Origin of the sequence: Brucella tritici, from assembly GCF_902825325.1 — a bacterium.
In the GTDB taxonomy this organism is placed as follows: Bacteria; Pseudomonadota; Alphaproteobacteria; order Rhizobiales; family Rhizobiaceae; genus Brucella.
The window spans coordinates 13,258-36,640 of sequence record NZ_CADEAR010000001.1 but is presented as its reverse complement, the minus strand read 5'-3'; the positions used below and the strand labels follow the sequence as shown (position 1 = coordinate 36,640).

The window sequence follows — 23,383 nt, the reverse complement described above, 5'->3', positions numbered from 1 at the left end:
TTTGCATCGATATCTCCAAACGATATGAAATTGCCGTCGCGGAGCGGCGGCTTCGTTTTTCAAAGATCGTGCAAACTGGGCGGGCCTCTGGCCCGCGTAGCCGTAACAAACTGGCCAGGAGGGGCACGAACGGCCAAAGAAAAAGCGACAGTGTCTTTCGTAACAATCGAATCGAAAGATACCGCGACTGGTTGCTCCATCAGCCCGGTTCCGATAGCACATGCAGCCTGACACAGGGTCGAGCAGCAATGCCTGGCGAGGTCCTTCAGGGGAGCCTCTGCATCGACCGGCGTCGAGTGAACCGAACAGATCACAGATGAAGGGTCAGCACTCCACGCAGCCATGGAAGCTTGCGCATAAGCCGTTACCAGCCCCTGTAGAAGAATAACAAGCGCCATCGATACGACCCAAAGGGCTGTATCCGACCGATCGCCAATAATTCGTCTACGCAAGGTCATGATAACTCATGACATTCTTGCTGAACAAAGTCACTGCGACAAAGGTGAAACGAACAAACTGGAGGAAGAAGTGGTGAGCGCGCAGGGATTCGAACCCTGGACCTACTGATTAAAAGTCAGTTGCTCTACCGGCTGAGCTACGCGCTCCCTGAAGGAGCAAATCGCCCCCGGAAGTGCGGCGGAACATAAGGGCGACTTACGGATTGGTCAACACCATAAAATGAGGTTTCTCCAACATAAATTCAAAAAATCACAGGTCAGGGACACGTCTCATCGCGTTGCGTTACAGAACTGGTGTTTTTAATGCTGGTTGGACTACTGAATACGCCTTGATAGGAAAGCGATTCCGAATCCCGATGTGCACAAACAAGACTATCCAGCTTTCGCTTTCCCCTGGGGCAGGACCTTGCCGCGCGGTCGTGCTAAAGCTAGTTTCATCAGGATAATCGAACAGCGCGGTGTTTCATGTCTCTGGCCACCAAGGCATTTTCTCATTTCCGACGTTCCTTGTCCGGCGTGGGCATCGCGCTCGGAACGCTGTTTTTTGCCGCAGCCCTCACCCCAAGCCTCATCCCGCGAACCTATGTCATGCAGGGAATTTTGGGAGGTGTTGCCTTCGGAGCCGGTTATGGCATCGGTGTATTGTGGCGCTGGCTCTGGCACTATCTCGAATTGCCAGAACCCCGAAACCGGCTACGCAGCCGGGTCAATCTTATTGTTGGTGTCATCTGTCTCGCGGTCGCCATCGCAGCACTTTATTTTGCCGCGGGCTGGCAGAACTCAGTTCGTGCAGTCATGGATATGGAGCCGGTGCCGAGCGCCTATCCTATGAGCGTCTCTGCTTTGGCTGTGCTTACATTTCTGCTTCTGCTGATTCTGGTTCGCCTTCTCATTCGACTGGGGAAGTTCGTTTCCGCCAAAGTGCAACTCGTCATGCCTCGGCGGTTAGCCAATGTCCTGGGCGTCACGATCACAGTCGTGCTCATCTGGACCATCGCCAACGGCCTGCTCATCCAGTCCACTTTCAAGGTTCTGGATCGTTCGTTTCGCGAATTTGACGCTTTGATCGAACCGGATCGCCCACAACCGACAGCATCGAACGAGACTGGCAGCGCCGCTTCGCTTTTGCATTGGAACGAGCTGGGGCGGGCCGGACGCGAGTTCGTTTCCTCAGGCCCCAAGGCTGCCGATATTGCTGCGTTGACCGGTGAAAAGGCCATCGATCCGATACGGGTCTATGCAGGTCTGCAAGTAGCCGATACACCTGAACAACGGGCCGAACTGGCCCTTGAGGAATTAAAACGTCAGCGTGGCTTTGAACGTTCTGTGCTGGTCGTCATCACTCCAACCGGTACGGGCTGGGTCGATCCCGCAGCCATGGACGGACTGGAGTTTCTGCACAATGGCGATGTAGCCAGCGTTGCCATGCAATATTCCTATCTTTCCAGTCCTTTGTCGTTGTTGTTTCAACCGGAATACGGAGCAGAAGCTTCCCGAGCCCTGTTCATCACCGTCTATAATTACTGGAAAGAGCTGCCGCACAATCAGCGTCCTCGCCTGTATCTTTATGGATTGAGCCTCGGCGCAATGAACTCGGAAGTCTCCTCCGAGCTTTTCGAAATGCTCGACGATCCAATCAACGGCGCTTTGTGGAGCGGCCCCCCTTTCCCAAGCCGCGATTGGAAAGCCATGACGAGGCGAAGGAATCCGGGAACGCCTGAATGGCTGCCCGTATTCCGTGACGGCTCCTTTGCGCGTTTCATGAATCAGAATGGCGAAGCGCCAGGAAACGGAACGCGCTGGGGACCGATGCGCGTGGTTTATCTGCAATATGCCAGCGATCCGGTGACTTTCTTCGACAGCCTGTCATTCTACCGTCAGCCTGACTGGATGCAGACGCCGCGTGGGCCCGACGTTTCGCCGGAATTACGATGGTATCCGGTTGTCACCATGCTGCAACTGGCGCTCGACATGGCGTTTGGCACCACCACACCGATAGGACACGGGCATGTCTATGCTCCAGAACATTATGTCGATGCGTGGCTGGAGGTCACCGGCGTGACTGGGTGGGACACAGACAAGCTTGATAAGCTCAAGCAGCACTTGCGTCAGAAGATGGATGGGGAAAAAGTCGAAGGCTATGAACAGCGCGGCGGATAAGATGCGTTTCAAATCAAACAATTACCGCCCCGCTGTTCTTTGCTTCACCGATCAGTAATCGGGTGATTTCTGCTGTGTCTGGGAACTGTTCAGGTTCAACATGGGGATAGCCCCGTTCGGCAGCATCGTGCTGGGCAGCTGGCCGTCCCATCGTTCGGCCTGTGTCAGTGCCACAAGACCCGGATTGTCACGAAGTGCATCGCCCCGCGCCTTGATTGCGGTTGCTTCCGCTTCACCCTTTACCCGTATCGCCTCCGCATCGGCCTCAGCCTGGAGGCGAACGGCATCGGCTTGAGCCTGGGCTTCGGCACGGCGTGCATCGGCCTGCGCTTTTGCCTGCGTCACGGTGATTTCAGCCTGCACTTTTTCGCGCTCTGCATTCTGACGGAGACGCTGCACCTCAACTTCGGCCAGCATGCGCTGTTCGATGGATTGTTCATAGGAGTCCGAAAAATCGATATTCTCGATCTGCACCGTATCGATGATAACCGGACCACGTACGCTGTTCTGTATAGCCTCCGCGATTTCCTGATTGAGACGGCTGCGTTCCTGAATAGCCTCAACAGCATTGAACTTGCCGAAAACGGTCTTGCTTTCCTCGAAAACGCGCCGCTCGACAAGGCGGGACAACAGGCCCTCCTCACCACCGTAAGTCGCATAGACTTCTTCCACTCGGTCTGGTGGAATACGATAGTTGACCGACAGGTTCATCGTGGCAGGCTGCTGATCGCGGCTGTAGGCTTCCATGCTGTTGTAGATCGCAGCCTTGGATTGCACCGATATACGCACAATCGAATCGATCATAGGAATTTTGAAGCCGAGCCCCGGCTGTGCAACGCCGGAAACAGCACCATAGCGCAAAACAACGCCGCGCTCACCTTCGTCAATCGTGTACCAGGAACCAAGTACTACGCTCAGTATGCCGAGTATAACTATACCGGCCAATGCTTTGGGTAAAATCTGGCGCATCCCGTCTCCTCTAGCGCTTCGTTATGAAATGGGGAGACCGAAAGCGATTCAACAAATGCACCCCGGAATCTTACCCCGACCGCCTTTTAGAATGCACTGATATGGATGACAATTACTGATCGATGCAGTTGATAGACTTAGTCCACAAAAACAAAGCCGCCCATAAAAGGGCGGCTCCATTGAATTTAACGAATTTCCACTATCAGTATGGTGAATAACACTGCTGACGTGGACCGTTATACGGCTGGAAAGTGTTGTCGGACGCCCGATAGGACCGATAACGATTATAGCACCACTGAACATGCGAGTTGCTGTAACCGTAAGCCGGTGCGCGGTAAACTGGAGGCGGCGGTGGCGGTGCGGCAATCGCACCACCGATGATTGCGCCAGCACCGAATGCTGCGAGCGGATACCACCATCCGTCATTATGGCGGCGATAGCCGTGGCGATAATAGCGGTCGCCGCGATAGCCATTCCAGTAACCCGGCCCCGGACGGTAGTGAGGGCGACCCTGCCAGCCCGGACGATAACCAGGTCGGTGTCCACCCCAATGTCCGTGTCCCGGCCCACGACGCCAGCGATCGTCACGAACCTGCTGAACATTTTCATTGCTTGCCGCAGGCGCAGTTGGCATGACAGGTGCAGCCGAGACCGGAACCATTGCGCCGATCAGAAAGCTTGCACCGACAAGGCCAACCATCATCTTTTTGAAGGTGTTCATCCTGTGCTTCTCCATTTCAATGATGTCATCATTGCTGTTCGTTTATGAATGCCCGCTGAATATTGTCGGAAAATTACGCGCGTACCTTATTTTCACCTTGCAACACACAGCTGGTTCCTCTGCTGCTTAACGGAAGATGCAATAATTCGTTCTGGCTATTCCATTATTTTTGTTAGCAAATTAAGCGACAATCGGATAACTTGCGTGAAGTAGGGCAGCTTGTAAGCGTTTTCAGCGAGTGGGGTTTGCATTGGCAACAAGAGTACAGCCGTCCGTAACAGTGTTGGGAGCATCCTTTTCCCAGGAAGCGAATCCTTTCACGGCGGCAGTTGAACTGACGCCTATGCCAATGCTCATCACAAATCCCCGTCTGCCGGACAATCCTATCGTCTTTGCAAACAAGGCTTTCCAGGACCTGACCGGCTATAAGTCCGATGAAATCATCGGAAAGAATTGCCGCTTCCTTCAGGGACCTGGCACAGATCCGAAGCATATCGAGACCATCCGCACGGCGTTGGAAGCGGAACAGTCAATCGATGTCGATATTTTGAACTATAAGAAGTCAGGCGAACCATTCTGGAATAGACTTCATATCTCCCCGGTCAAAACAGAGTCAGGTGAGCTTCATCACTTCGTTTCATCGCAGCTCGACGTGACGCTGGAACTCGGAAAACTCGTTGAACTCGAAAAAGAACGCGAAACGCTTTCAATCGAAAAGCAGCGCAGCTATGACCAGCTGCAATATATCGTCGAAGTGGCGAATGTCGGCTTCTGGACGCGAGATTATCATACTGGTGAAATCAATTGTTCGGCGGAATACAGGCGTATTTTTGGACTGACGCCGGACGAGCCAGTCAACTACGACAAGATCATCGACATGGTGGTGCTTGAAGACCGGATAACACTAATCCAGCGGTCACAGGAGTCTTTCACGACCGGCAAGTCTTTCCGGGTGGAATATCGCATCACCAACCGGCTGGGTCAGGTGCGCTGGGTGGAAACCCGCGCAAAAGCCCTGCCGGGCAAATCGCCTACGCTTCTGGGCATCGTCATCGACGTCACCGAACGAAAAAAAGCCGAGGCGGACAAGGCACTCGTAACACGCGAAATTTCTCATCGCTTCAAGAACTCGATGGCGATGGTGCAATCGATCGCCAACCAGACCTTGCGGAATGCCACCGATCCACAAACCGCAAACGAACTGTTCAGCGAGCGGTTGCGTGCTCTCAGTCAGGCCCATGATATGCTGCTCAGGGAGGACTGGACGGGCACAACGATCGGCCAGATCTGTGAAACCGCACTCGCTCCTTTCAACAGCACATTCGGCCATCGAATCCGAACCCGTGGTCCAGAGCTCATAGTAAGCGACCGCGTAACGGTCTCGCTCTCGCTTGGCTTGTATGAACTGGCAACAAATGCCGTAAAATACGGCGCTCTCTCCAACGATAACGGCACGGTCCAGTTCAACTGGGATGTCGTCGAAAACCAGGGCGAACGGAAATTTCATATGCGCTGGGTTGAAGGCGGAGGGCCCCAGGTCGAACGCCCTACCCGCCGCGGTTTCGGCCAGCGGCTGCTCTATTCCGTTCTGACGGGTGAACTCAGGGCCAAATGCGATATCAACTTTGCACCAGACGGACTGATAATTGATGTATTGGCCCCTATGACACCGGATGTATTTCCGCAACTCGACAGTCTTTCAGACACACAAGCCGAGCCAGTATAAAAAAGAGCAGCGAAACCGCTGCTCTTTTTCTTTTTAGTTATGTGGGCCGCGGCGACGCGGTTCGATATAAACACGATCACGATGACGGTCGCGCTCATGGCGCCAGCGACGATCACGGTCGCGTTCGCGATAGTAGCGTGGTGAATGGCGGTCCCACCCGCGACGATCATCCCGCCAGCGGCGATCAGTAACGCAGCGACCGCTCGGAGTACGGACCATCCCGCGACGGCAGCGATAATCGACCTGAATGGCGGAGCCAACGCCATCGACGGCAACAGCCGGTACTGCTGGAGCAACGGGGGCGCCCGCTTCGGCTGAAGCGGTCACCGCGAAAAGCGCGAGCGCCGCAGAAAGTAGTGTCAATCTCATTCTGGGTTCCTTTCCAAAGTTGGCCAGAATTGGAATCTTGCCCGCAGATAGGTAGGCCAATCGGTTATCCGGTAAAGTCACTTAATCTTACGATGCTCTATCAATCTCGAGCGCGGCCAACAAAAAACGCCTTCGAAAGCACCCCAATTGTTAAGCTACAATTTTGCGGAAAGATTTTTAAGAAAGTCACGATATCAGGAGCCTGTTGAGTTCGCACACTGCCCATCTAAAGCAAGGGCAAAACCGCAGAATCTCCAATCCGCAAAGCCGATCAGGCGCTGGTTTCAAACCGGTCGCGGGCGGAGCCTTGCGGTCATGGCAAGGAGTAGGAACATGAATTATTCGACCTCTGAAATCACCACTACATGGGGGTCGAAAACCGGGCTGGGTGCCAGCCAGGCCGAATGGGTCGAACTGGTCGCTGGCCTCTCCGAAGAACACGCCGTCCTTCTCCGTGACTTAATCAACCGTCACCGTGAGCAATTTGTCGGCGTTTTCTATGACCGCCTGATGAGTAATCGCGATGCGGCAACATTTCTGTCCCAAAAGATAGTGCAGGAGCGACTGCATAATTCGTTGAGCGACTGGCTTCTGAAAATGTTTCAAAGAACCGCTGACGATGTTGATGCATTCCTTCATGAACAGCGCAAGGTTGGCGAAGTTCACGCCCGTATCGACGTGCCGATCCACGTCGTCATGCAGGGGGCACGCCTGCTCAAAAACGAAATCGTTCGTCAGCTGGAGCTGGAGGTTGCATCACGCGAGGCTCTGGCGCGCCTGATCGTGCATGTCAGCAATGCCATCGACATCGCGATTGAAATCATGAGCCAGGCTTTTGTGAAAGATGCACGTGAAAGCGCCCAGACCGACGAAGCCTATCGGGCTTTCACGCTAAGCCATGATTTTCCGTTGGAGCGAGAATCGCAGCGTGCAGCGCTTATGGAATGGAGCCAGTCGCTTCTCTTCAACCTTTATGGCAATTCCGACAATCCGCTTCACGCGCTCGCAAGCTCAGATTTCGGGCTGTGGTTACAGCATAAGGCTGATCTGATGTTTTCCAACTCTGGCACGTTGGAGAACATCCGCCGGAACGTAGAGCATATCGATGAAGTGCTGCTGGCTGCCATCAGCAAGGCTCGCAAGGATAACCCGGCTGAACTCCCCGCTTTGCTCGCACAGTTTCAAACCAAGATCGGTGAGGTGAAATTCCTGCTGTCCGAACTGTTTCAGACGGCGGCGGCCATGGAAACGGGACGCGATCCACTGACGCGTGCACTCAATCGCCGCTTCATGCCTTCGATCCTGACCCGCGAGGTGCGCATGGCCTCGCAGAAGGCTATGAACCTGAGTGTTCTGATGATCGACATCGATCACTTCAAGAACATCAACGATACATACGGGCATAGTAGTGGCGATGCCGTTCTCCAGCAGGTGGCTGAAGCGATCCTGTCGCTTTGCCGCCCGAGCGACTTCGTGTTCCGTTATGGTGGCGAAGAATTTCTGGTCGCTCTTGTAGAGGCCGACGAGCACAAGGCTTTTGCAATTGGCGAAGAACTGCGCAAACAGATTGCGCATCAGCCACTGAACCTCCCGGATGGCGCACGTCAGACGGTCACGCTGTCCATCGGCGTGGCTGCATTCAACGGTCATCCGGATTATAGTCATCTCATCAACGCCGCAGACCGTGCTCTTTATCGGGCCAAACAGGCAGGACGCAATCGCTGTGAAAAGGAAGTGCCGCTCGCGATTCATTGATCGGAGAGGCATTTTGACATCTGGCGGTTACACTGCAAAACCGCCATATGCTGCCATCATGACAAATAACTCCGCTTCCCCCATTTTCGAGACAGCTTCTCAAAAGCCGCGTGAGCGCGATGCGCTGGAAGCATATTTCCTGCCTGTCGTTGCAGATGCAGCTCCCGTCGATTGGGTCGTTGCCGAAGAGTTGACGGATTATGAAGAGGCTCTCGCTTTCATGGAGGCGCGCGTCCAGGCCATCCGGGAAGGCACCGCCAATGAACTCGTGTGGCTGGTCGAGCATCCCTCGCTTTACACAGCGGGGACGAGTGCCAATGCAGACGATCTCCTGACCCCAAATAGTCTTCCTGTCTTCAACACGGGACGCGGCGGGGAATATACCTATCACGGGCCAGGCCAGCGCGTTGCTTATGTAATGCTCGACCTGAAACACCGCCGTGAGGATGTGCGTGCTTTTGTAACAGCTCTTGAGCAATGGATTATCGAGAGCCTTGCTGAGTTTAACGTCAAGGGCGAACGTCGTGAAGATCGTGTCGGTGTATGGGTTACACGGCCTGAAAAACCTCGCCTTGCCAATGGAGGCATGTGCGAAGACAAGATCGCGGCTATCGGCATCCGCCTCCGTCGTTGGGTAAGCTTTCATGGCATCGCCATCAATGTCGAACCCGATCTCAACCATTATTCCGGCATCGTTCCTTGCGGAATTTCGGAACATGGCGTTACCAGCCTTGTAGACCTTGGATTGCCGGTAACAATGGGCGACATGGATGTCGCTTTGGGAAAAGCGTTCGAGACGGTCTTCGGACCCCGTCAGTTGAAATAGAGCATTTCCAGCAAAAGTGAGAAGCGGTTTTGCGTAGGATAATGCGTAAAATAAAGAGATAGAGCGGTCCCACGCTTCCGTTTTAACTAGAACCGCTCTAGCTCTGTCTCAAGCCACAGCGTCGGCTTTCACGCGGCGCTCGCGCATGAAAACATAGAACCCGGATCCGACGATAATCGCGATGCCGCACCATTTCGATGGTGTCGGGAAATCACCGAACACGATCAAACCGACCAGAACAGCATTGACGATTTCCAGATATTGGAACGGAGCCAACATTGATGCCGGTGCCAGCTTGAACGCCTGCACGACCATCAAATGGCTGACAGTCCCGATCGTTCCCAGAAGCAGCAGAAGAAGCCAGGGGTGAATGCCGTCCGGCAGGCCGAAACTCAAGTCACCGAGCCCCGCGGCTGTTCCGAAAATCATGGCAACGCCGGCGAACACCCAACCGCCGACACCCGCATAGAACTGCATGACAAGCGGACTTTCCTTCGCACCGTATTTGCGATTCAGGATCAGGTAGATTGCGAAGGTTACAGCTGTCGCCAACGGCAGAAGCGAAACAGCACCGAAAATCTCGAAACTCGGCTGGATCACGATCATCGTGCCGATAAGACCGATGCCGACTGCGCTAAACCTTCTCCAGCCTACCTTCTCCTTGAGGAAAATTGCCGAAAAGAGCGTCAGAATAAGCGGTTCGGCGAAGAAGACGGCCATCGCATCGGCCAGCGGCATATATTTGACCGCCGTGAAGAAGCAGAGCCCACCGAACCCCATCAATGCGCCGCGGATGAGATTTCCCGCCAGATATTGTGTTCGCAGTGCAGCGAAACCACCGACAATTAGCAGGATAAAGAACATCAGCCAGCACTGAATGAAAAAGCGCATGAACGTGACAGTGGCCGGAGGCATGTTGTCCACCATGGCGAGCCATTTGCCGATGGCGTCCATCAGTGGCAGCAAAAGCACCGAGAGCACCATGATCGCCATGCCCTTTACGTGCGCTTCCATGCCACTTGTCGCGCTGTTTTGCATTTCAAACTCTCGGTATTCTGAATATTCCCCGCTATCGCTCTATGCGAACTGTGATAGCGTTTCCATCCAATTTGATCCGAAATGTCCCACTTGTTTGACTTTCGCCTTCTTTCTGGTGCAAATCATTTCGGTTCTGAACAAAACCCTTTGAAAAAGCAGTGTGAAAATGGAACGTAAGGCGAACTTTGTTCGCCTTTCGCGAGCGCACATGGCATCATTCAGGTGATTCGCGAACAGTATTTTCCGGTCGATGGCGAGCAAGCTCGACACAGACCTCCTGAAATTCAGATAGAGAGCTTTTCGGAACAAATGGACGATAGCAACGATCTCTTCTCGAGAGTGGTCAACAATGCCCGGGCCCGAGAACGGGAACAAGAACAGGGACGCCAGGGGGAAAAACCTGTGGCACCACAGCCTGTTGCGCAGCCAGTGGCAGCGCCGTCGCTCTCTGTTCCAAAGCAGGTGACGACCAAGGCGCCACCTGCTTCATCGGCAGGCGACGACTATAATGCATCATCTATCCGTGTTCTGGAAGGACTGGAGCCGGTTCGCCTGCGTCCCGGCATGTATATCGGCGGCACAGACGAAAAGGCACTGCATCATCTCTTCGCCGAAGTCATCGACAACTCGATGGACGAAGCTGTCGCAGGGCATGCCAATTTCATCGAAGTGAGCTTCGATGCCGACGGGTTTGTAACGGTTTCGGACAATGGACGCGGCATTCCTGTTGATGAACATCCCCAGGTTCCCGGAAAGTCCACGCTCGAAGTCATCATGACCAAACTGCATGCGGGCGGCAAGTTCGACGGCAAGGCCTATGAAACATCAGGCGGCTTGCACGGCGTCGGTGTTTCGGTGGTGAATGCCCTTTCTGACGTGCTGGAAGTGGAAGTCGCACGCAATCGCCGTCTTTATCGCCAGCGCTTCTCACGCGGTATCCCACAAGGCGGGCTGGAAGAGCTCGGTGAAGTGCACAATCGTCGCGGTACCCGCGTCCGCTTCCATCCCGATCCTGATATTTTCGGCAAGACGGCGCAGTTCGATCCGCACCGTCTTTATCGCATGGCACGATCAAAGGCTTATCTGTTCGGCGGGGTTGAAATCCGCTGGAACTGCGATCCTGCCCTGCTCGACCCGAAGAAGGAAACGCCTGAAAAGGCCGTGTTCCACTTTCCCGGCGGCTTGAAGGATTATCTTGAGGCATCGCTCGGCAAGGAACATCAGGTCACGCGTGAGGTTTTCGCAGGCAAAACCGAAAAACAGGGTGGCCACGGCGCTGTCGAATGGGCAGTTTCGTGGTTTGGTGGGGACGGTTTCGTCCACTCCTATTGCAACACCATCCCGACCGGCGATGGCGGCACGCATGAAGCGGGTTTGCGTATTGCCCTGACGCGAGGGCTGAAAGCCTATGCGGAACTAACCAACAACAAGCGCGCTTCGATCATCACCACCGATGACGTGATGGTATCGGCAGCAGGGATGCTGTCGGTTTTCATTCGCGAGCCTGAGTTTGTCGGTCAAACCAAAGACAAGCTTGCCACCGTCGAAGCACAACGCATCGTAGAGAATGCGATCCGTGATCCATTCGATCACTGGCTTGCCGCCTCTCCGCAGGAAGCATCTCGCCTTCTGGACTGGGTGATCGACCGCGCCGACGAGCGCTTGCGCCGCCGTCAGGAAAAGGAAACCGTTCGCAAAAGCGCTACACGCAAACTGCGCCTGCCCGGCAAACTGGCTGACTGCACGCAGAACGCAGCGGCCGGTGCAGAACTGTTCATCGTCGAAGGTGACTCGGCAGGTGGTTCGGCCAAACAGGCGCGTAACCGTGCCAATCAGGCCATTCTGCCATTGCGCGGCAAGATTTTGAACGTTGCTAGCGCCGGACGCGAAAAACTGACGGCAAACCAGCAGATTGCCGATCTGGTTCAGGCTCTCGGCTCCGGTACACGTAAGAACTATCGAGAAGACGACCTGCGCTATGACCGCGTCATCGTTATGACTGATGCCGACGTCGATGGTGCACATATCGCATCACTGCTCATCACATTCTTCTATCAGGAAATGCCCGATTTGATCCGCAACGGTCATCTTTATCTGGCAGTTCCTCCGCTTTTCCGCTTGAGCCAAGGCGGAAAAGTCGCTTATGCGCGTGATGAAGCGCATAAGGACGAGCTTCTGCGGACCGTGTTCAACGGGCGTGGCAAAGTGGAAATCGGTCGTTTCAAAGGCCTTGGCGAAATGCGCGCCGAACAGCTCAAAGAGACGACCATGGACCCAAGGAAGCGCACGCTTCTGCGTGTTCAGGTGGACGAAGAATATGTCGATGAAACCCGCAACACCGTCGATGAACTGATGGGCACCAAACCGGAGGCCCGTTTTCGTTTCATTCAGGACCGTGCAGCTTTTGTCGAAGAATTGGATATCTAAAGCATTTCCAGCAAAAGTGCGAAGCGGTTTTGCATAGGATAATGCGACAAAACAAATAGTTAGAGCGCGCCCTGAAAAGGGGGGGGGCGGTTTTCGGAACGAGATGCGCTTAAAAACAAGAAGATAGAGCATTTTCGGCAAGCCACGAAATGTGTCTGAAAATACAGACCGGATGAACGGCAGTTCGCAAGCGTGACGCCGTTCATTTTCTTTTTCAATAAAGCTAATTAAGCCACTAATAAAAGAAAGCTTCAGGCTTTCACGTCGATGCCCAACTTGGCTTCAATCTCCTCAATCGACTCTTTGACAAAGAAGGTCTGATCCGTACTCAGTGTCACAATGCGCGTGCCGGTTCCATAAGCGTTATAAGAAAGAACGTGATTGAAATTCACGGCGAGCTTTTCACCATTCACTTCCGTCAGCATGATCCACATCGCTTGCCCTCCTCCTGATGTTGTCCACTCCAAGGAAGGATAGGCGCGATAGACCATTCGGCAACGGTTGCGCGGAGCTGGCCTTCAAAGATCGGCGCGCATTCTGACTTTCTCGACAGTCCTTCCGAAACTCTCCGACCACTCGCCCCCTTGCCAGTTTATTTGGAAACCAGCCTTTTTATAAAGATTGATCGCAGGCAGATTATCCGCATGTGTGCCAATCAGTGCTACATCAAAACCATCAAGCAGAATTTGCGCCATCAGGGCATCAAGAAGCTGCCTGCCAATTCCCTGCCCATGATACCGTGGATCGACCCATAAATCGGAAATGTAATTGCTTTGGGGCACCCTGGCGCTCCAGCCTGCAAGTGCTCCGGCCCTTTCGGCAGCCCAAACACCGTCCGCATTTTCTTGGAGATCGCGCTGGAACTTGGCTTCCAACGCTTTTTGGCTTTCCGCGCTCAGTTCAATATCGCGAGCCGCAATACGCCAGGCCCTGACCGCTAATGCAGCCATAGAAACAAATTCGCCGGGGAAACCCCGGCGAATAAGAAGTTCGGTTTTTACCACCACTTTGCCGGAGTAAACCGTCCGGCAGCCTGCTCAATGGCATGCGCTGCCTGGAACAAAGTCTCTTCCTCGAACGGACGTCCGATCAGCTGAAGGCCAAGCGGCAAGCCTTTGTCATTGATACCGGCCGGCACGGCAATGCCCGGCAGACCGGCCATGTTGACCGTTACCGTGAAGATGTCGTTGAGATACATCTTGACCGGATCGTTGGCGAGATCCTCATCGGCAAGACCAAAGGCAGCTGAAGGCGTTGCTGGCGTCAGGATCGCATGTACGCCTTTGGCGAATACGTCTTCAAAGTCCTTCTTGATCAGCGTACGTACTTTCTGCGCACGCAGATAATAGGCATCGTAGTAGCCTGCCGACAGAACATAGGTGCCGATCATGATACGACGCTTTACTTCCTTGCCGAAGCCAGCTGCGCGGGTCTGTTCGTACATATCGGCAATGTCCTTGCCGGGTACACGCAGACCGTAACGCACGCCATCATAACGGGCGAGATTTGAAGAGGCTTCCGCCGGTGCCACGATGTAATAAGCGGGCAGCGCATACTTCGTGTGTGGCAGCGAAATATCGACAATCTCAGCACCGGCATCCTTCAGATACTGGATACCCTTCTGCCAAAGCTCCTCAATCTCATCCGGCATGCCATCAACGCGATATTCCTTCGGAATGCCAATCTTCATGCCCTTGAGCGACTTACCGATTGCAGCTTCATAATCCGGAATAGGCAGATCGACCGATGTAGTATCCTTCAGATCAAGTGAAGCCATGGATTTCAACAGGATAGCCGCATCACGCACGTCGCGGGCAATCGGTCCTGCCTGATCGAGCGACGAAGCGAAGGCAACCGTGCCCCAGCGCGAAACGCGGCCATAGGTCGGCTTGATACCAACCGTGCCGGTGAAGGCTGCGGGCTGGCGGATCGAACCGCCGGTATCAGTTGCGGTGGCGCCGGCGCAAAGCTGTGCGGCAACAGCGGCAGCCGAACCGCCCGACGAACCACCCGGCACCAGATCCGCGTTGGAACCATTGGCGCGCCAGGGGTTTTTGACCGAACCGTAATAGGAGGTTTCGTTGGACGAGCCCATGGCGAACTCATCCATGTTGAGCTTGCCGAGCATAACTGCACCATCAGCCCACAGATTGGCTGTGACGGTTGACTCATATTCCGGCTTGAAGCCATCGAGAATGTGGGAGCAGGCCTGCGTATGTACGCCCTTGGTGGCAAACAAGTCCTTCACGCCGAGCGGAATGCCTTCCAGTGCACCCGCTTCACCCTTGACAATACGCTCATCCGAAGCCTTGGCCATCGAGCGCGCCTGATCGTGAGTCACTTTCACGTAAGCATTGATCGCGTCATTCGCGGAATCGATAGCGGAAAGATAGGCGTCGGTGAGTTCGGTCGCGGTGATGGCTTTGGCCTTCAGCTTGTCGCGCGCCTCGGCAATGGTCAATGCGGTCAGTTCGCTCATCGTCAAATCCTGTCAGTGCGCCTCAACGAGACGCTTTTCAAAAAAGGCGCTGTATTCGGAATCCGGATAGTCCAGAACCACACCGCAGCGCGTAAAACCTGAATTCTCATAAAACTGCCATGCACTGGCAAAACCGGGTCCCGTGCCCGTTTCGAGTACAAGGCGGGAAATGCCATTCGCCCTTGCCTGATCGACAATCGCACCCACCAGAACCGAACCAACGCGCTTTCCGCGCACTTCCGGAAGGGTGAACATGCGCTTCACCTCGCCGACACCATCTTCGTGCATCTTCAAGGCACCGCAGCCGACAGCCTTGCCGCCTTCATCGCGCGCCACGAAGACCGTCGTATCCGGCCCTGCCATCTGCTCAACCGTCATCTTGAACTGGAATTCCAGCGGTGACAGCGGTAGAAGATGCGCATTCAGGCCTTCGACCAACGCGCGCACATCGTCCTGCAAGGGGGTCTCGATCGAAACCCGAATGGCCATAACCTACTCCACGACCTTTGGTACGACGAAGAAATTGTCTTCCGTAACCGGTGCATTTGCCACCACCGCAGCAGCAATGCCACCATCCGTTACCTTGTCCTGGCGCATGCGCATGTCCATCGGCGTAACGGAAGTCATAGGCTCGATACCATCGACATTGACTTCATTCAGTTGCTCAACGAAGCCCAGAATAGCATTAAGTTCGCCAGTCATGCGTTCCGCATCGTCATCACTGACGGCAATGCGTGCCAGATGCGCGACGCGCTTGACGGTAGAAATATCGACGGACATCCTGTTCTCCGCAAATGCTAGATCGGGCGGCGAACCGCCACCCTGAAAAGTTTTCCTACCGGCTATAACGGCGCGATTGTTGAAGCGCAACATTTCTTGCGCTTCAAACCCAAAGTCAGAACGAATGAACAGTGCCAGCGGGATCAGTGAGAACCTTCGTTTCCCGATGATCTGCCATTCCGGCCACGAACTTGTCCGCCGTCTGGTCGATGATCGGAAACGAGGCGTAGTGGCATGGCAGCACGGTTTTGAAGTTGAAATAGCGCTGGCAGGCGAGAGCCGCGACTGCGCCACCCATCGTGAAGCGATCACCAATGGGAACAATTCCTATCTCAGGCTGATGAAGCTCGTTGATAAGCCCCATGTCCGAGAAGATATCCGTGTCACCCATGTGATAGAGCGTTAACGCATCTTCGAAATGGAATACCAGACCATTCGGATTGCCCAGCGCCTGCGAGACACCGTTTTCCGTCAGCATTGCCGAGGAGTGGAGCGCATTGACGAAGGTAACGGTGAACCCGTCATGCGCCACCGTGCCACCCGTATTGCCAGGATCGAGCTTTTCCACGCCCTGACTGCCAAGCCAGCTTGCAAGATCGGCATTGGCTATCACTGTCGCGTCGTGTTCCTTGGCAATAGCTACCGTATCGCCCACATGGTCGCCATGGCCGTGGGTCAGCGCAATGTGGGTGACACCCATGGTCGCATCCTTGAAATCGATGCCCTTTGCACCCGGGTTTCCGTTCAGAAACGGATCGATGAGGATAACAGCCTTTGCCGTTTCAACGCGGAAAGCGGCGTGGCCAAGCCAAGTAAGTTTCATCAAGTCTCTCCTCAATCTTTGTTTCCGGCTCGATTTCCGGTTTGCGAACAGATATGACGCCGATAAAGTTGAAGGCAATATGAAACCACTTCAAAATCCTATGAGGTCCAATGGCTGTCGTTGAAATCGAGGAAATTCCGGCGGTGCTTCAGTCCGGGCAGACGATCGCCGGACTGGATCTGGGAACAAAGACCATCGGCCTTGCAGTGTCTGATCTCGGTCTTTCCTTCGCGCATCCGCGCCCCGTTATCAAACGGGTGAAATTTTCCATCGACGCACAGGTGCTTCTGAAAGCGCTCGACGCCGACAAGGTCGGCGTTATCGTCATCGGTTTGCCTGTGAATATGGACGGAACGTCCGGTCCCCGCGTTCAGGCTACACGGGCATTTGTGCGCACCATGCAGCCACTGACCGACCTGCCCTTCGTTTTCTGGGATGAACGCCTGTCGACCGTCGCTGCGGAACGAGCGCTGATCGGCATGGATGTCTCACGCAGCAAGCGGGCCGAACGCATCGATTCGGCTGCAGCATCCTTCATTCTTCAAGGTGCGCTCGACCGCCTGCACAGCATCAGGCGGTCGGCATCAGATAATTATGACGCCGGATAAAGCTGATCGAGAATCCGTTCGGCATTATGGCGCGCATCCAGCATGCCATAGGTCGAACGCCACTGGCCGCCAAGACGGGTCTCGATAAACGCATCGGCCACATCGTCAGCCCCAAGCTGGCGCAATTCCGCTGCTGCTGCAGCATAGGCCAGTTGCTCGGTCAGAAGGCGCGCAACACCCGGATCGGTTTCGGTTAACTGCAATGCGGCGCGCAGCACATCGAGCGTCCCTAGCCCGCGCGGACCAAGCTGTCCGCCAATCCATTCCAGCACTTCATCGAAAAGACCCGGCGCACGGGACAGCACGCGTGCCACGTCCAACGCCATGACATTGCCGGAACCTTCCCATATCGCATTGACCGGGGCTTCGCGATAGGCACGTGCAAGATTGCCTTCCTCAATGTAGCCATTGCCACCAAGGCACTCCATAGCTTCATAGAGTAACGCGGGCGCGATCTTGCACACCCAATATTTCACCACCGGCGTCATGCAGCGGGCAAAAGCAGCCTCGGCACGATCACTCGCAGCCATGTCGAAAGCACGTGCCAGCCGCATGGAAAGCGCAGTCGCACCCGCAACATCAAGCGCCATGTCGGCAAGAACGCGCTGCATCAATGGCTGCTCGACAAGAGCCTTGCCGAATACCTGACGATGACGGCTATGGTGAACGGCTTCGGCGAGGCCTGAACGCATCAGTCCGGCCGATGCGACAGCGCAATCGAGGCGCGTCAGCGTCACCATATCCATGATGGTCTTGACGCCCTCGCCTGGATTGCCGATCAGATGACCGACCGCACCATCGAATTCAACTTCCGATGAGGCATTGGACTTGTTGCCGAGCTTGTCTTTCAGGCGCTGGAAAAAGAACCCGTTCCCGCTTCCCTCTGAAGTGAGGCGCGGGAGCAGAAAACAGGAAAGGCCTTCTTCCGCCTGCGCGAGTGTCAGAAAAGCATCCGACATCGGCGCTGACATGAACCATTTATGGCCGGTGACGGCATAGGTACCATCGTCATTACGTGTCGCGCGCGTCGTATTGGCGCGCACATCGGTTCCGCCCTGCTTCTCGGTCATGCCCATGCCAAGCGTAATGCCCTGCTTGGCGAAAGCGGGTTTCTGTGAAAAATCGTATTTGCGCGATAGGATGACCGGCGACCATTCCTTGTAGATTTCCGGCGATGCCATAAGTGCTGCGAGCGACGCGCTTGTCATGGTAAGCGGGCAAAGATGCCCCGCCTCAAGCTGTGCGGTCAGGAAAAAGCGCGATGCACGCGCCTGATGACGGCGGCCAGTTTCGAGCGGATTGCCTTCCCAGATTGAGCAATGCAGGCCCGCTGCGATGGAACGGCGCATCAGCGCATGATAGGCCGGATGATATTCGACAAGGTCGATACGCTTGCCCTGCCGATCGTGCGTGCGCAATTTCGGTAGTTCGGTATTGGCGAGACGTGCAAGGTCCTGTGCTTCAGCCGACAAAACAAAACGGCCCGTCTGTTCCAGATCGGCATGCAGTTCCTTCGGGAAACGCGCCGCAATCTGCATCAGAAGCGGATCGCCCAGATAGGCATTGTTGCCCGTCATGGGCGGCGTCTGGTTGGTAACGTCGTGCGTTTTCAAAAGCTCGTTCCGTATTGTGCGATTCAACTTAACCTAGGTTTCTTGCATTGCATTTGCTAAAATTTTGCCATCCCGAACGCAATTTGTCGTCAGGACAGCACAGGTTTTTCTTGGTGAATCGCCCGAAGCCATTATAAGGACGGTTGCGGGACCTGCCTCATGGTCCTATACGGGTGACTTGCCATGACAAATCAAACGGTCCCTCCGCTTTTCCCTCACCGCCACCTGCTGGGCATCAAGAGGCTTTCGCCTCTGGACATTCTCTGCCTTCTTGATCTTGCCGATCAGGAAATCGCTGTTTCCAGACAGCCCGAGAAGAAAAAGTCCGTGCTACGCGGTCGCACGCAAATCAATCTCTTCTTCGAAGCATCGACACGAACGCAATCGTCGTTCGAACTGGCCGGAAAACGGCTCGGCGCCGACGTCATGAATATGTCGGTCGGCAATTCGTCGGTCAAGAAAGGCGAAACGCTCATCGATACGGCGATGACGCTGAACGCCATGCAGCCGGATATATTGGTTATCCGTCACGCTTCGGCAGGTGCCGCTGCCCTTCTCGCGCAGAAAGTCGGCTGCTCGGTCGTAAACGCCGGTGACGGCGCACACGAACACCCCACACAGGCACTTCTCGATGCACTAACCATCCGCCGCGCCAAAGGCCAGATTGAAAGCCTGATAGTCGCCATTTGCGGCGATGTGCTGCATTCCCGTGTGGCACGCTCCAACATTCTTCTTCTCAACGCGCTTGGCGCACGGGTACGCGTCGTCGCGCCGTCCACGCTTCTGCCTTCTGGCATGGCCGATATGAGCGTCGAAGTCTTCAATTCGATGGAAGAAGGCTTGAAAGACGCCGATGTGGTCATGATGCTGCGCCTTCAGCGCGAGCGTATGGCCGGTTCATTCGTGCCTTCGGTACGCGAATATTTCCGGTTCTACGGCCTCGATAAAGAAAAGCTCAAAGCCGCCAAGCCAGACGCGCTCGTCATGCATCCCGGCCCGATGAACCGCGGCGTTGAAATCGCGTCCGACGTTGCCGACGGGCCGCAGAGTGTGATCCAGCAACAGGTGGAAATGGGCGTTGCCGTACGCATGGCCGTGATGGAAGCACTGCTCGATCCGCGCCGCAATCCCAGCAACGGAGAAGCAGCATGAGCGCGATCCTGTTTGAAAACGCGCGCATCGTCGATCCGTCGCGCGGTCTCGATGAAACCGGTAGTTTGCTGATCCAAGATGGCAAGATTGTTGCCGCCGGTCCGGACGTCAGAAATCAAGGCGCGCCGGAAGGGGCGCAAATCATCGACCTGAATGGCAAGGCAGTATTGCCAGGCCTCGTGGATGCGCGCGTCTTCGTCGGCGAGCCCGGCGCCGAACATCGCGAAACCATTGCCTCGGCAAGCCGCGCGGCAGCCGCTGGCGGCGTAACTTCCATCATCATGATGCCCGACACCGATCCTGTGATCGATGACGTGGCTCTGGTGGAATTTGTCAAACGCACGGCGCGTGACACAGCTGTCGTCAACGTGCACCCGGCTGCGGCGATCACCAAAGGTCTGCATGGCGAGGAAATGACCGAAATCGGTCTGCTACGCGATGCCGGGGCGGTCGCCTTCACGGAAGGCAGACAGACAATCGCCAACACGCAGCTCATGCGGCGCGCTCTGACCTATGCTCGCGACTTCGATGCCGTGATTGCCTGCGAAACCCGTGATCCTTATCTCGGTGCCACCGGCGTGATGAACGAAGGCCTGTTTGCGAGCTGGCTTGGTCTTTCCGGCAGTCCGCGTGAAGCGGAAGTGATTCCGCTGGAACGCGATCTGCGTCTAGCAGCGCTAACCAACAGCAACTATCATGCCGCACAGCTTTCCTGCGAAATGTCGGCAGAAGCCGTGCGTCGTTCGAAGGACCTTGGTGCCAAGGTAACGGCAGGCGTGTCGATCAACCATTTGTCGCTCAATGAAAACGACATTGGAGAGTTCCGCACGTTTTTCCGGCTTTCGCCGCCTTTGCGCAGCGAACAGGATCGCCTTGCGATGGTAGAGGCCGTGAAAAACGGCACTATTGATATCGTTGTTTCTGCTCACGATCCGCAGGATGTCGATACCAAGCGCCTGCCTTTCTCGGATGCTGAAGCTGGCGCCATCGGCCTGGAAACATTGCTGGGGGCCGCACTGCGCCTCTATCACAATGACAGCATTCCGCTGCTGCGTCTGGTTGAAGTGCTATCAACAGCTCCAGCTCGTATTTTCGGCCTTGATGCAGGTACTCTCAAACCGGGCGCCAGAGCAGATATCGCCATTGTCGATCTGGATGAGCCCTGGATCGTGCGTGAAGAAGAGCTGCACTCGCTGTCCAAGAACAGTTGCTTTGAAAGTGCTCGCTTTCAAGGTCGCGTCGTCCACACCTTAGTGGCTGGCAAAACCGTTTACTCGGCTTGAAAAACACCGCATAACCCGGAACAATCATCCGAAAATTCCGGGTAGGCGGAATCAAAAAACAAGGGGACGTTCATGGCCGAAGCGGGATTCCTTAGCTTGACGCTCATGGGAGCGCTCGTCTTCGGTTATTTTCTTGGCTCCATTCCGTTTGGTTTGATCCTGACCCGGTTCGCCGGGTTGGGTGATGTCCGGTCCATCGGCTCGGGCAATATCGGCGCAACGAATGTGCTGCGCACCGGTAACAAGAAGCTTGCCGCTGCGACGCTGATTTTTGACATGCTCAAAGGCACCGTCGCCGTTCTCGTCGCTTCACGCTACGGGCCGGATGCCGCCATTGGCGCTGGCTTCGGTGCCTTCATTGGCCATCTCTTTCCGGTATGGATCGGCTTCAAGGGCGGCAAGGGCGTCGCCACCTATCTGGGCGTTCTTATCGGTCTTGCATGGCCCGGTGCGCTCGTCTTCGCTGCCGTCTGGATCGTGACGGCACTCCTGACGCGTTATTCTTCCCTTGCAGCACTTATCGCCAGCATCGTTGTTCCCATTGCGCTCTATTCGCGGGGATATCCAGCAATCGCAGTGCTCTTTGCGATCATGACGGTCATCGTTATCTTCAAGCATAAGGCCAATATTACGCGCCTCTTGAACGGTACCGAGAGCAAGATCGGAGCCAAGGGATGAAGGAAAGCGCGAATTCGAAAACTGGAATTCGCCTCTCTGATCGCCAGCGACTCAACTGGCTACGCCTCATCCGAACCGCCAATATCGGTCCTGTCACGTTTCGCGATCTGATTCTGTTTTGTGGCTCAGCTTCAAGCGCAATAGAAATGCTGCCTGATCTCAATATCAGAGGCGGCAGTGCCCGTCCGATCCGCGTTGCGTCCATGGACGACGCTGAACGCGAGCTTGAAGCTATTGAACGCGCCGGTGCCCGTCTTGTCGGCATGGGCGAGCCTGATTATCCGCAACAGCTCAGAAACTGTGAAGCCCCACCGCCCTTGGTAACAATCAAGGGAAATGCAGCCGTTTTCCGCAAGCCCCCCATTGCAATTGTCGGTTCGCGCAATGCTTCGGTGATTGGCGCGCGTTTTACCGAGCGCCTGGCACATGATCTTGGCGAGGCAGGATTTGCTGTGATTTCCGGGCTTGCCCGCGGTATTGATGCCGCTGCGCACCGCGCAAGCCTGAAAACAGGCACAGTAGCAGTACTTGCAGGCGGACTTGACCGTCCCTATCCACCGGAGAACCTTCCCCTCTGTCGGGCCATACCGGAACAGGGCGGCGCGCTTATAAGTGAAATGCCGATGGGCGCGGAGCCGCGCTCACGTGATTTTCCGCGCCGCAATCGGATTATTGCTGGCTTGTCGCTCGGACTGATCGTCGTTGAAGCAGCCGAGCGTTCTGGCTCGCTTATCAGCGCGCGTATGGCAGGAGACATGGGACGCACCGTGTTTGCCGTTCCAGGCTCTCCGCTTGATCCCCGTGCACGCGGTACAAACCTGCTTCTGAAACAAGGTGCGACACTGGTTACAGAAGTGAACGACATCATCGAGGCACTCAGGCCGCTGGCCGGCTCAATCACCTGTCAGACAGATACACTGGCACAGCCCGATCTTTTGTCTCCAGCAATGGAAGAACCGGAATCATTTCAACCGATTGCAACGGAAGAGCAACGAGACATCGTCATCGATGCGCTCGGCCCTGTGCCGACAGACGTCGACACGCTCGTTCGTCATACAGGTATGGATACCGGGGCCGTTCATCTGATTTTGCTGGAACTGGATCTGGCCGGACGGCTACATCGATATGCTGGCAATCAGGTCGCTTTGGTTCCTCAGGAATAACGAGGTTAGGTCTCGGACTCATTCTGAAGAGCTTCTCGAGCCTCTACATGAGCCATCTCAATCATATAGGCCAGCAACACATAATTCGTATTTTTCGCCATCATACTAAGCTGTTCGAGCATCTGCTCGATATATGTTACCGTCTCGAAGCGAGTCGCGGTTTCCACACCCTCACCGTCTTCCGTATCTGGAAAACTCGCCGTATCGTTCATACCTATCTCCTCGCGAGATAACTGATTTCCCCGCACTCTATGCTACTACTGGTTTCACTCAACTTAACAGCAATTTTAAGTTGTATTTCGTTATTTTTGTCGTCCTGCTCTTGACCAAACGCTGCCTGCTGTTCATGTGAAGG

23 protein-coding genes and 1 tRNA gene are annotated in these 23,383 nt (G+C 55.1%); 10 read left to right on the top strand and 14 right to left on the bottom strand.

Going from position 1 to position 23,383, the window contains the following annotated elements; translation table 11 throughout:
- Window positions 1-59: 59 nt before the first annotated feature.
- Window positions 60-458 (bottom strand): hypothetical protein, encoded by a 399-nt coding sequence (locus HWX93_RS00190; protein ID WP_176036053.1) that lies wholly within the window; start codon window positions 456-458, stop codon window positions 60-62.
- A 71-nt stretch (window positions 459-529) separates the two neighbouring features.
- A tRNA-Lys gene (locus HWX93_RS00185) sits at window positions 530-605 on the bottom strand.
- Between the two features lie 318 nt (window positions 606-923).
- On the opposite strand from HWX93_RS00185, the gene HWX93_RS00180 reads away from it, so the two are divergent.
- On the top strand, window positions 924-2,618 hold the full coding sequence (locus HWX93_RS00180; RefSeq protein WP_176036052.1) for an alpha/beta hydrolase: 1,695 nt from the start codon (window positions 924-926) through the stop codon (window positions 2,616-2,618).
- Window positions 2,619-2,669: 51 nt separating this feature from the next.
- Here the strand turns inward: HWX93_RS00180 and HWX93_RS00175 are convergent, their stop codons facing one another.
- A complete protein-coding gene (locus HWX93_RS00175) occupies window positions 2,670-3,587 on the bottom strand; it encodes a prohibitin family protein (protein ID WP_109986589.1) in 918 nt (305 codons plus the stop codon).
- 202 nt (window positions 3,588-3,789) lie between these two features.
- Window positions 3,790-4,308, bottom strand: a complete 519-nt coding sequence (locus tag HWX93_RS00170; RefSeq protein WP_176036051.1) for a BA14K family protein — start codon at window positions 4,306-4,308, stop codon at window positions 3,790-3,792.
- 283 nt (window positions 4,309-4,591) lie between these two features.
- Between HWX93_RS00170 and HWX93_RS00165 the strand changes: the two genes are divergently transcribed.
- Window positions 4,592-6,034, top strand: a complete 1,443-nt coding sequence (locus HWX93_RS00165) for an HWE histidine kinase domain-containing protein (RefSeq protein ID WP_268904569.1) — start codon at window positions 4,592-4,594, stop codon at window positions 6,032-6,034.
- A gap of 33 nt (window positions 6,035-6,067) precedes the next feature.
- Here HWX93_RS00165 and HWX93_RS00160 read toward each other — a convergent pair whose 3' ends face one another.
- A complete protein-coding gene (locus tag HWX93_RS00160; RefSeq protein ID WP_109986586.1) occupies window positions 6,068-6,403 on the bottom strand; it encodes a hypothetical protein in 336 nt (111 codons plus the stop codon).
- A gap of 333 nt (window positions 6,404-6,736) precedes the next feature.
- Between HWX93_RS00160 and HWX93_RS00155 the strand changes: the two genes are divergently transcribed.
- Together HWX93_RS00155 and lipB are read left to right on the top strand one after the other, a co-directional pair.
- On the top strand, window positions 6,737-8,158 hold the full coding sequence (locus HWX93_RS00155; RefSeq protein WP_176036049.1) for a GGDEF domain-containing protein: 1,422 nt from the start codon (window positions 6,737-6,739) through the stop codon (window positions 8,156-8,158).
- 58 nt (window positions 8,159-8,216) lie between these two features.
- On the top strand, window positions 8,217-8,984 hold the full coding sequence (gene lipB / locus HWX93_RS00150; protein ID WP_176036048.1) for a lipoyl(octanoyl) transferase LipB: 768 nt from the start codon (window positions 8,217-8,219) through the stop codon (window positions 8,982-8,984).
- A 108-nt stretch (window positions 8,985-9,092) separates the two neighbouring features.
- Here lipB and HWX93_RS00145 read toward each other — a convergent pair whose 3' ends face one another.
- The gene (locus HWX93_RS00145) at window positions 9,093-10,022 is read right to left on the bottom strand and encodes a DMT family transporter (protein ID WP_176036047.1); all 930 of its coding nucleotides are present in this window, start codon (window positions 10,020-10,022) and stop codon (window positions 9,093-9,095) included.
- Between the two features lie 309 nt (window positions 10,023-10,331).
- Here HWX93_RS00145 and parE point away from each other — a divergent pair, with 309 nt between their 5' ends.
- On the top strand, window positions 10,332-12,449 hold the full coding sequence (gene parE / locus HWX93_RS00140; protein WP_176036046.1) for a DNA topoisomerase IV subunit B: 2,118 nt from the start codon (window positions 10,332-10,334) through the stop codon (window positions 12,447-12,449).
- 251 nt (window positions 12,450-12,700) lie between these two features.
- Here the strand turns inward: parE and HWX93_RS00135 are convergent, their stop codons facing one another.
- The 6 genes from HWX93_RS00135 to HWX93_RS00110 form a co-directional block, all read right to left on the bottom strand.
- The gene (locus HWX93_RS00135) at window positions 12,701-12,883 is read right to left on the bottom strand and encodes a flagellar FlbD family protein (protein WP_010658857.1); all 183 of its coding nucleotides are present in this window, start codon (window positions 12,881-12,883) and stop codon (window positions 12,701-12,703) included.
- A gap of 84 nt (window positions 12,884-12,967) precedes the next feature.
- Window positions 12,968-13,453, bottom strand: coding sequence for a GNAT family N-acetyltransferase (locus tag HWX93_RS00130; protein ID WP_235969031.1), 486 nt, complete (start codon window positions 13,451-13,453; stop codon window positions 12,968-12,970).
- Window positions 13,447-14,928: an Asp-tRNA(Asn)/Glu-tRNA(Gln) amidotransferase subunit GatA gene (gene gatA, locus HWX93_RS00125; RefSeq protein WP_176036045.1), complete on the bottom strand. Its 1,482-nt coding sequence runs from the start codon at window positions 14,926-14,928 to the stop codon at window positions 13,447-13,449. The genes HWX93_RS00130 and gatA overlap by 7 nt, the downstream gene beginning before the upstream one ends.
- A gap of 12 nt (window positions 14,929-14,940) precedes the next feature.
- Window positions 14,941-15,417, bottom strand: coding sequence for a GNAT family N-acetyltransferase (locus HWX93_RS00120; protein ID WP_176036044.1), 477 nt, complete (start codon window positions 15,415-15,417; stop codon window positions 14,941-14,943).
- A gap of 3 nt (window positions 15,418-15,420) precedes the next feature.
- Window positions 15,421-15,708, bottom strand: coding sequence for an Asp-tRNA(Asn)/Glu-tRNA(Gln) amidotransferase subunit GatC (gene gatC, locus HWX93_RS00115; RefSeq protein ID WP_061345755.1), 288 nt, complete (start codon window positions 15,706-15,708; stop codon window positions 15,421-15,423).
- A 115-nt stretch (window positions 15,709-15,823) separates the two neighbouring features.
- The gene (locus tag HWX93_RS00110; RefSeq protein ID WP_176036043.1) at window positions 15,824-16,531 is read right to left on the bottom strand and encodes a metal-dependent hydrolase; all 708 of its coding nucleotides are present in this window, start codon (window positions 16,529-16,531) and stop codon (window positions 15,824-15,826) included.
- A gap of 110 nt (window positions 16,532-16,641) precedes the next feature.
- Here HWX93_RS00110 and ruvX point away from each other — a divergent pair, with 110 nt between their 5' ends.
- Window positions 16,642-17,139, top strand: coding sequence for a Holliday junction resolvase RuvX (gene ruvX, locus HWX93_RS00105; protein WP_176036042.1), 498 nt, complete (start codon window positions 16,642-16,644; stop codon window positions 17,137-17,139).
- Here the strand turns inward: ruvX and HWX93_RS00100 are convergent.
- Window positions 17,124-18,752 carry an acyl-CoA dehydrogenase family protein gene (locus HWX93_RS00100; protein WP_176036041.1) on the bottom strand — a complete coding sequence of 543 codons (1,629 nt, stop codon included), beginning with the start codon at window positions 18,750-18,752 and terminating at the stop codon, window positions 17,124-17,126. The two genes, ruvX and HWX93_RS00100, sit on opposite strands and share 16 nt — an antisense overlap.
- A 183-nt stretch (window positions 18,753-18,935) precedes the next feature.
- On the opposite strand from HWX93_RS00100, the gene HWX93_RS00095 reads away from it, so the two are divergent.
- The 4 genes from HWX93_RS00095 to dprA all read left to right on the top strand — a co-directional run bounded on the left by HWX93_RS00095 (window position 18,936) and on the right by dprA (window position 23,028).
- A complete protein-coding gene (locus HWX93_RS00095) occupies window positions 18,936-19,904 on the top strand; it encodes an aspartate carbamoyltransferase catalytic subunit (RefSeq protein WP_176036040.1) in 969 nt (322 codons plus the stop codon).
- Window positions 19,901-21,187, top strand: a complete 1,287-nt coding sequence (locus HWX93_RS00090) for a dihydroorotase (protein ID WP_176036039.1) — start codon at window positions 19,901-19,903, stop codon at window positions 21,185-21,187. The genes HWX93_RS00095 and HWX93_RS00090 overlap by 4 nt, the downstream gene beginning before the upstream one ends.
- A gap of 72 nt (window positions 21,188-21,259) precedes the next feature.
- Window positions 21,260-21,865 carry a glycerol-3-phosphate 1-O-acyltransferase PlsY gene (plsY, locus tag HWX93_RS00085; RefSeq protein WP_109986573.1) on the top strand — a complete coding sequence of 202 codons (606 nt, stop codon included), beginning with the start codon at window positions 21,260-21,262 and terminating at the stop codon, window positions 21,863-21,865.
- Window positions 21,862-23,028 (top strand): DNA-processing protein DprA, encoded by a 1,167-nt coding sequence (gene dprA / locus HWX93_RS00080; protein ID WP_176036038.1) that lies wholly within the window; start codon window positions 21,862-21,864, stop codon window positions 23,026-23,028. The genes plsY and dprA overlap by 4 nt, the downstream gene beginning before the upstream one ends.
- Window positions 23,029-23,033: 5 nt before the next feature.
- Here dprA and HWX93_RS00075 read toward each other — a convergent pair whose 3' ends face one another.
- A complete protein-coding gene (locus HWX93_RS00075; protein WP_109986571.1) occupies window positions 23,034-23,240 on the bottom strand; it encodes a hypothetical protein in 207 nt (68 codons plus the stop codon).
- Window positions 23,241-23,383 lie beyond the last annotated feature (143 nt).

Bases quoted from the DNA above. Each gene is read 5' to 3' on its own strand.
- dprA (WP_176036038.1), top strand. From the start codon at position 21,862: ATGAAGGAAAGCGCGAATTCGAAAACTGGAATTCGCCTCTCTGATCGC.
- HWX93_RS00170 (WP_176036051.1), bottom strand. From the start codon at position 4,308: ATGAACACCTTCAAAAAGATGATGGTTGGCCTTGTCGGTGCAAGCTTT.
- HWX93_RS00120 (WP_176036044.1), bottom strand. From the start codon at position 15,417: ATGGCCATTCGGGTTTCGATCGAGACCCCCTTGCAGGACGATGTGCGC.
- HWX93_RS00145 (WP_176036047.1), bottom strand. From the start codon at position 10,022: ATGCAAAACAGCGCGACAAGTGGCATGGAAGCGCACGTAAAGGGCATG.
- lipB (WP_176036048.1), top strand. From the start codon at position 8,217: ATGACAAATAACTCCGCTTCCCCCATTTTCGAGACAGCTTCTCAAAAG.
- parE (WP_176036046.1), top strand. From the start codon at position 10,332: ATGGACGATAGCAACGATCTCTTCTCGAGAGTGGTCAACAATGCCCGG.
- gatA (WP_176036045.1), bottom strand. From the start codon at position 14,928: ATGAGCGAACTGACCGCATTGACCATTGCCGAGGCGCGCGACAAGCTG.
- HWX93_RS00075 (WP_109986571.1), bottom strand. From the start codon at position 23,240: ATGAACGATACGGCGAGTTTTCCAGATACGGAAGACGGTGAGGGTGTG.
- HWX93_RS00190 (WP_176036053.1), bottom strand. From the start codon at position 458: ATGACCTTGCGTAGACGAATTATTGGCGATCGGTCGGATACAGCCCTT.
- plsY (WP_109986573.1), top strand. From the start codon at position 21,260: ATGGCCGAAGCGGGATTCCTTAGCTTGACGCTCATGGGAGCGCTCGTC.
- HWX93_RS00180 (WP_176036052.1), top strand. From the start codon at position 924: ATGTCTCTGGCCACCAAGGCATTTTCTCATTTCCGACGTTCCTTGTCC.
- HWX93_RS00175 (WP_109986589.1), bottom strand. From the start codon at position 3,587: ATGCGCCAGATTTTACCCAAAGCATTGGCCGGTATAGTTATACTCGGC.
- HWX93_RS00160 (WP_109986586.1), bottom strand. From the start codon at position 6,403: ATGAGATTGACACTACTTTCTGCGGCGCTCGCGCTTTTCGCGGTGACC.
- ruvX (WP_176036042.1), top strand. From the start codon at position 16,642: ATGGCTGTCGTTGAAATCGAGGAAATTCCGGCGGTGCTTCAGTCCGGG.
- HWX93_RS00135 (WP_010658857.1), bottom strand. From the start codon at position 12,883: ATGTGGATCATGCTGACGGAAGTGAATGGTGAAAAGCTCGCCGTGAAT.
- gatC (WP_061345755.1), bottom strand. From the start codon at position 15,708: ATGTCCGTCGATATTTCTACCGTCAAGCGCGTCGCGCATCTGGCACGC.
- HWX93_RS00155 (WP_176036049.1), top strand. From the start codon at position 6,737: ATGAATTATTCGACCTCTGAAATCACCACTACATGGGGGTCGAAAACC.
- HWX93_RS00095 (WP_176036040.1), top strand. From the start codon at position 18,936: ATGACAAATCAAACGGTCCCTCCGCTTTTCCCTCACCGCCACCTGCTG.
- HWX93_RS00090 (WP_176036039.1), top strand. From the start codon at position 19,901: ATGAGCGCGATCCTGTTTGAAAACGCGCGCATCGTCGATCCGTCGCGC.
- HWX93_RS00110 (WP_176036043.1), bottom strand. From the start codon at position 16,531: ATGAAACTTACTTGGCTTGGCCACGCCGCTTTCCGCGTTGAAACGGCA.